This window comes from Pedobacter sp. HMWF019 (assembly GCF_003061025.1).
Lineage (GTDB): Bacteria > Bacteroidota > Bacteroidia > Sphingobacteriales > Sphingobacteriaceae > Pedobacter.
This window is the reverse complement of the sequence record NZ_QAIL01000584.1, coordinates 511-6,093: the sequence shown is the minus strand read 5'-3', so window position 1 is coordinate 6,093 and position 5,583 is coordinate 511. Positions and strand designations below refer to the sequence as shown.

At 40.3% G+C, this 5,583-nt stretch carries 7 protein-coding genes and 1 pseudogene; 2 read left to right on the top strand and 6 right to left on the bottom strand.

The window, feature by feature from the left end:
- The 4 genes and pseudogenes from DBR11_RS28080 to DBR11_RS28065 form a co-directional block, all read right to left on the bottom strand.
- Window positions 1-828 (bottom strand): annotated as a pseudogene (locus tag DBR11_RS28080) (two-component sensor histidine kinase); the annotation flags it as partial.
- A gap of 62 nt (window positions 829-890) precedes the next feature.
- Window positions 891-1,775 carry an ACP S-malonyltransferase gene (fabD, locus tag DBR11_RS28075; protein ID WP_108555846.1) on the bottom strand — a complete coding sequence of 295 codons (885 nt, stop codon included), beginning with the start codon at window positions 1,773-1,775 and terminating at the stop codon, window positions 891-893.
- 98 nt (window positions 1,776-1,873) lie between these two features.
- Window positions 1,874-2,509 carry a GTP cyclohydrolase I FolE gene (folE, locus tag DBR11_RS28070; RefSeq protein ID WP_108555845.1) on the bottom strand — a complete coding sequence of 212 codons (636 nt, stop codon included), beginning with the start codon at window positions 2,507-2,509 and terminating at the stop codon, window positions 1,874-1,876.
- 15 nt (window positions 2,510-2,524) lie between these two features.
- Entirely contained in the window at window positions 2,525-2,935 is a 411-nt protein-coding gene (locus DBR11_RS28065) for a 6-carboxytetrahydropterin synthase (protein WP_108555844.1), read from the bottom strand.
- A 70-nt stretch (window positions 2,936-3,005) separates the two neighbouring features.
- Between DBR11_RS28065 and mqnB the strand changes: the two genes are divergently transcribed.
- Together mqnB and DBR11_RS28055 are read left to right on the top strand one after the other, a co-directional pair.
- A complete protein-coding gene (gene mqnB / locus DBR11_RS28060; protein WP_108555843.1) occupies window positions 3,006-3,638 on the top strand; it encodes a futalosine hydrolase in 633 nt (210 codons plus the stop codon).
- 34 nt (window positions 3,639-3,672) lie between these two features.
- The gene (locus DBR11_RS28055) at window positions 3,673-4,518 is read left to right on the top strand and encodes a menaquinone biosynthesis family protein (protein WP_108555842.1); all 846 of its coding nucleotides are present in this window, start codon (window positions 3,673-3,675) and stop codon (window positions 4,516-4,518) included.
- On the opposite strand, the gene DBR11_RS28050 is transcribed toward DBR11_RS28055, so the two are convergent.
- Entirely contained in the window at window positions 4,512-4,892 is a 381-nt protein-coding gene (locus DBR11_RS28050) for a hypothetical protein (RefSeq protein WP_108555841.1), read from the bottom strand. The genes DBR11_RS28055 and DBR11_RS28050 overlap by 7 nt on opposite strands.
- Window positions 4,893-4,894: 2 nt before the next feature.
- The coding region (locus tag DBR11_RS30445; protein ID WP_233260939.1) for an ABC transporter permease at window positions 4,895-5,583 on the bottom strand (689 nt) is incomplete at its 5' end.

Below are 5,583 nucleotides of genomic sequence, written 5' to 3'. Positions count from 1 at the left end.
TAACAGATCTCCAAGAGAGGGCAGGAAAAAACTCTCTGCGTACACCGTTGGGCTGAAGAGCTCCAGACTGAATTGATGGTTGAACCAGCCGTATTGTAAATCTGTTAACCTGACGACTGTAAAAAAACCGATCAACAGAAGAGTGGAAAGAACATAATGCCCCTTTTTCGCCTGCCAGGCACATAATCCGTTAAAAAACAAGGAAAAGCTAAAAAGTCCAACAACCCACAACCAGACTTCTATCGTAGAATAGACATTTTTACTATAACCCGGGTTAAGCTTAACTTCAAACAGTAATTTCCCTGTGCTGCTTTTAATTCCATAGAACTCTTCATCTGTAAAAGAGGCCAGTTCCAGAACATTCGAAGAGATCAGGTTCTTTGAAAAATCATTTCTAAGAAAGCGGTTCTCTATCCGGAAGTCATTTTTGACATCAATCAAAAAGACAAAAACATATCTTCCTAAAGTCCTCTTAATCACCTCATAAGAGCCGTTTGGAAAAGACATAAAGGATACCCCCTCCTTAACCATACTGTCTCGGGGGGGTGTAATTCGATAAGAGCTCCAGAATTTAAGCTCATGATCCTTATAGGTCATCAGGTTAATGCCCTTCTCTCTGTAGGTATTGATAAAATTTAACCCGAGTTCGTCAGATAAATGGAATTTTTTTGCCCGCTCTACCTGTTGCTTCTGATTTAAAAAATTAAAAACCAACTGTTCACTTGCCGAAAGACTAGCCTGCAGTTTCTGCGCTTCATGCTTTAAAAGATCTTTCCTGGTGATAGAATTCTTCAGGGATATCGCTGTTAGAATACAGCATACACCCATGATTAACAGCAGAAACCGGATTCTACCCCCTACGCTCACATTAGTTGATTTGAAATTTCATATTAAACAGTAACTGTCGCTGAACTGGTTTTAACTTCCCTGCTCACCTTTTTCACAAGGCCTTGCAGTACGTTTCCAGGACCAACCTCTATAAATTCATCTGCACCATTCGCAAGCATACTTTCTACAGTCTGAGTCCACCGCACAGCACCGGTTAACTGAGTAATTAAATTCAATTTTATTTTTTCAGGATCTGTATTTGGCGTTGGATCTACGTTCTGATAAATTGGACAAACCGGTGCCTGAATCACTGTTTGTTCAATAGCCTGCTGGAGTTCCAATCTTGCAGGTTCCATAAGCGGAGAATGAAAGGCTCCTCCAACATTCAGTTTCAATGCTCTTTTTGCACCTGCCTCAGTTAATTTCTGGCAAGCAATATCTATTCCCTCAAGGCTTCCTGATATAACCAGCTGGCCCGGGCAGTTATAATTTGCTGGCACCACCACCTCAGGAATATCTGCGCAGATTCCTTCAACGACCTCATCTGCAAGGCCAAGAATTGCAGCCATTGTAGATGGTTGAATTTCGCAAGCCTTTTGCATCGCATTTGCCCTTGCAATTACCAGTCTTAATCCATCTTCAAAAGATAAAGCAGAAGCAGCAACTAATGCAGAGAATTCCCCAAGAGAATGCCCTGCAACCATATCCGGTTTAAATTCAGCACCCAAAGTTTTTGCAAGAATAACTGAATGTAAAAAGATAGCTGGCTGCGTTACATTAGTCTGTTTTAATTCTTCATCCGAACCGGAGAACATAATATCACTGATCCTGAAACCAATAATCTCATTCGCCTTTTCAAATAATTCTTTTGCTTCATCATTCTGATAAAGATCTTTCCCCATCCCTGAAAATTGCGCACCCTGCCCCGGAAATATATATGCTTTCATCTATTTATTTTTATTGTGTTTAGTTACCAGATGAGCCGATAAAGGTTAAAACAACTATTTTAATCCTACTGGTTCCATCCTGTTCTTAAAAATTTCTATTAATGTAAATTCGCTGTAATTAACCTCAAAAACTCTGCCCTTGTTCTGTCTTTTGCAAATTCCCCTGTAAAAGCAGAGGTTGTAGTCACAGAATTTTGTTTTTGTATTCCTCTCATGGCCATGCATAAGTGTTTACACTCCATAACCACTGCTACTCCTGCCGGATTAAGGGTCGCCTGGATACAATCTCTTATTTCATTGGTTAGTCTTTCCTGAACCTGCAGCCTGCGGGCGAAAGCATCTACAACTCTCGGAATTTTGCTCAAACCAACAATATGGCCATTTGGAATATAAGCGATATGTGCTTTTCCAAAGAAGGGAAGCATATGGTGCTCACACATAGAAAAAACTTCTATGTCCTTCACTACAACCATCTGACTATAGTCTTCTTTAAACATTGCAGAGCGAAGAATCTCTTCCGGTTTGGTATCGTAGCCATGTGTAAGGTATTGCAAAGCTTTAGCTACCCGTTCAGGTGTTTTGATCAGCCCCTCACGTTCCGGATCTTCTCCCAGTTTCTGTAAAATATCCTTATAATGACCAGCAATCGATGCTATCTTTTCTTCATTATATCTGTCTATCTTTAAATAACCTTCGTTCTCTTCTTCGGTAAATTTTTGTGTTTTACTATCCATTTATTTGTATGCTAATTACCCGAAGTATTCAACAAAATTATTTTCGGTTTCATAAATTTTTATACTGTGCAATTGTATCCCTTCCTTCTCAATGTGAGGGATAAGTTCATTCCAGACAGCGATCACGAGATTCTCTGTAGAGGCCAGCTTGTCCTTCATAAAGTCCACATCCAAATTCAGGTTCCTATGATCAATCTTATCTACAACATTGATGTTGATGATTTCCTTGAGCCATTTCAGGTCGACAAGAAAACCCGTTTCCGGATTAATTTCGCCTTTAACGGTAACATATAACTGATAATTATGTCCATGCCAGTTTGGATTGGCACATTTTCCATAAACTTCTGTATTCTTATCCTCAGACCAATCTGTCCTGGATAATTTATGTGCGGCATTAAATGACGCCTTTCGTGTTATGTAAATCATTTCTTATAAATTGACTGCAAATATACGCAGAAAGAGGTTTAAGTCGCTACAAATTAATTACCTTCGATACATGAAGATACTTGTTGTTGCAGCAACACTGCCTGAAATCAGCCCTGTTTATAGTCATTTTGGTATCCCTCATGAGCAGTTTTATTCCACGCCCGGCTTTGATCTGCTTATCACTGGCGTCGGCATGACGGCAACGGCTTATGCACTAGGAAAACAGCTGGCCACGCCCTATCGGTTGGTTCTCAATCTTGGTATTGCTGGCTCATTTGACTATTCCATCCCATTGGGAAGTGTGGTCAGTATTACCTCTGATACCTTCTCCGAACTCGGCGCAGAAGACAAAAATGAATTCCTGCCTATAGATCAGCTTGGTTTTGGAAAAAGTTGTTACAGCATTGACGACCTTTCACTTGTGCCGCACATCCAAAATCTCAGAACTGTTCGGGGAATTACCGTGAATACCGTACATGGCAACACAGAAAGTATTCAGTCTGTTTTAACAAGGCTTCAACCCATAACAGAAAGCATGGAAGGCGCTGCAGTATTCTATTCCTGTGAACAAGTTGCGGTTCCCTGTTTGCAAGTCAGAAGTATCTCTAATTATGTGGAAGAACGGAACAAGGAAAACTGGAAAATCGGTCTTGCTATAAAAAACCTTAACGATTGGGCGATAGATTTTTTGACAAACTCATAACCAAATGACTTTAGCCAATGCTTAAATTTACGGCATGAAGCTAACCTTAGGATTTTCGCCCTGCCCAAACGACACTTTCATTTTCGATGCCCTGATCCATCATAAAATTGATACTGAAGGATTAGAATTTGAAGTTTTCTTTGACGATGTAGAAACCCTTAACCAAAAAGCGATGCGAGGCGAACTGGACATCACCAAACTTAGCTTTCATGCCCTGGCCTATGTCCTGGACCAATATGCTTTACTGGATGCCGGCAGTGCCCTCGGTTTTGGTGTAGGCCCCCTGCTGATCTGTAAAGACAAAGAACTCACCGAGCAGCCTACGCTTCGGACTGAACTCCTTGTGGGAATTCCCGGCAAATTCACTACCGCAAACTTCCTTCTTGGCATTGCTTATCCTGAACTTACCAATAAGAAACAACTTGTATTTTCCGAAATAGAAGATTCCCTGTTAAAGGAAAAAATAGATTTGGGTCTGATTATTCACGAAAACCGCTTCACCTATAGCGACAAAGGCCTGCATAAAGTTGTAGATCTTGGAAATTATTGGGAAGGTCTTACCGGATGTGCAATTCCCCTTGGCGGAATTGTGGTCAACAGAAACCTATCTGAAGACGTTCAGCAAAAGGTTAACCGTGTTCTGCGTAAATCTGTGGAATATGCTTTTGAAAATCCAAAATCAGGACTGGACTTTATTCGCCAACACGCCCAGGAAATGGAAGAAAAAGTGATGTACAAGCACATTGAGCTTTATGTAAACCAATATTCCATCGATCTTGGCCCTGAAGGAAGGAAGGCCATTGACACGCTGTTTAACATGGCACAATCCAAAGGTATCATTCCTGAAATTACCCAAAATATCTATGTAAACAACTATTGATTACAGGGACCGTCCGGAATCTCTTTGGTAATTTTGATCAGTTTGGTAACAACAAGAGTAGAATCAAAATCTGCAGAAACAGTCAGACTATCGGATTTCACTACGCGACCTTCCACTTCAATATAAACAGGTTCGTAAGGTTTTTCAAAATTCAGGTTACTATAGGCAAGCTCCAGTGTTTTTGCACTATCGGCAACCCAATATTCACTGCCCTCTTCACAATCCGTAAAAGATTTAATCTCAGGCCCAAAGCTATACAGGCCCTTTATCACTTTAACGTCACTGCCTTTTTGTTCAGACGTATTGCGGTTACATGCAACAACAGCAAGAGAGAGAACAATAGATAATAACGTTATTTGTTTAATAAGCTTCATGGTTAGAAATCTTGATTTATATGATTTATCTTTTTCACACTTAAATTCGCAGACAAAGCTGATGCCACAAAAGAGAACAACCCGACAGTAAAGAATACCAGCAGAAAATCCGTCCACTTAAAAGCAACAGGGTAGGCGCTCAAAATTGTTCCTTCCGAAATCTTGACCAGGCCATATTTTTGCTGAACCAGGCAAAAGAGAAACCCAATTAAAAGCCCAAATATACATCCTGTCATTGTAATCATCATCCCTTCGATTAAAAATATTCTCTTTATCAGTGTTTTTCCTGCCCCCAGACTACTCAGCACAGCAATATCTTTTAACTTGTCCAGTACAAGCATCGTTAACGAGCCTATAATATTAAATATAGCAATAATCAGGATAAAGGTAAGAATAATATACACAGCCCATTTCTCCGTACCCAGGATATTATACAACACTTTATTTTGCTGCAAACGGTCTTTCACCTCAAAACCTTTCCCTATACGCTGCTCAACTTCCTTTTTAAAATCATCGGCAGAAAGGCCTTTTTGCAGATTGATTTCTATAGAAGAAACCTTTTTCTCTTCCTGAAAGAGTTGCCTCGCAAAACTTAAGGGCACAATGGTGATGTTGTCAAAATCCTGCTGTACCTCAAAAACCCCGGCTACCGGGATTGAGCTCACTGTAAAATCATCTGCAGGATTAATTG